Raw genomic sequence first — 1131 nt, 5'->3', positions numbered from 1 at the left:
TCCCGGCCTACACGATCGTCGTCGGCAACCCGGCCCGGCCGGTGCGCCGCCGCTTCCCCGAGCCGGTCGCCGAGCGGCTGGAGCGCCTCGCTTGGTGGGATTGGGACCACGAGCGCCTGCGCAGGGCGCTGCCGGATGTCCGCGCGCTGCCGATCGAAGAGTTTGTGGAGCGGTATACGAGTTGGTCGGGGACCTAGGGAGAAACCGGGTCGGGCGTCGCGGATTTTGGTGCGCCGACTAAAGAAATCATTTCGTATTCGTCATTCAACCGTCGTGGAAGAGGCGTTTAGCTGCCTCCACCCCGCAGCGGATGGAAGTTTATGCTCGTCGTCGAGGATCTCACGCGTCAGTACGGCGGCCGCCTGGCCGTGGACGGAGTCTCGCTGCGGATCGAGCGCGGCAGTTTCGTCGGCGTCATCGGCCGGTCTGGAGCTGGCAAATCAACGCTCCTGCGCCTGATCAACCGCCTCGCGGACCCGAGTTCCGGGCGCATCCTCCATGACGGTCGCGACATCACCGGCCTGAGCGGTCGGCCGCTCCGGGAATGGCGCACCCGCTGCGCCATGATCTTCCAGCAGTTCAACCTCGTCGGCCGTCTCGACGTGATGACCAACGTGCTGATGGGCCGGCTCAGCCATGTGCCGACCCACCGCTCCCTGCTCCGGCTGTGGTCGGACGAGGACAAGGCCATGGCGCTCGCCGCCCTGGAGAGCTTCGACATGGGCGAGTTCGCCGGCCAGCGGGCCGACGGCCTGTCGGGCGGCCAGCAGCAGCGCGTCGCCATCGCCCGGGCGCTGGTGCAGGAGCCCGAGATCCTGCTCGCCGACGAGCCCGTGGCGTCCCTGGACCCGCGCAACACCCGGCTGGTGATGGACGCGCTGGCGGCCGTGAACCGGCGCTACGGCATCACGGTCCTGTGCAACCTGCACTCCCTCGACCTCGCCCGGGCCTATTGCGACCGCCTCGTCGGGCTCGCCGCCGGCCGGGTGGTGTTCGAGGGCGGCCCGTTCGACCTCACCGAGGACGTGGCGCGCCGGCTCTACGGCCTGGAGGCGGGCGAGGTGCTGGACGATTCCCCGGAGCGCGAGGCCGAGCAGCGGGCGGCCCTGCCGGGGCTGCCCGGCCTCGTCC

Annotated in this window: 1 protein-coding gene and 1 pseudogene; both read left to right on the top strand. The window is 70.1% G+C overall.

The window, feature by feature from the left end:
- Positions 1-197: pseudogene (locus FV228_RS30445) on the top strand (chloramphenicol acetyltransferase); the annotation flags it as partial.
- Positions 198-320: 123 nt separating this feature from the next.
- Positions 321-1131, top strand: an 811-nt coding sequence (gene phnC / locus FV228_RS30440; RefSeq protein ID WP_147857818.1) for a phosphonate ABC transporter ATP-binding protein, incomplete at its 3' end; no start/stop codon positions are given.

The sequence above is a fragment of the Methylobacterium sp. WL18 genome (assembly GCF_008040015.1).
GTDB classification, from domain to species: Bacteria; Pseudomonadota; Alphaproteobacteria; order Rhizobiales; family Beijerinckiaceae; genus Methylobacterium; species Methylobacterium mesophilicum.
Note: the sequence above shows the minus strand (reverse complement) of the source record. Positions and strands in the feature narration are given on the sequence as shown.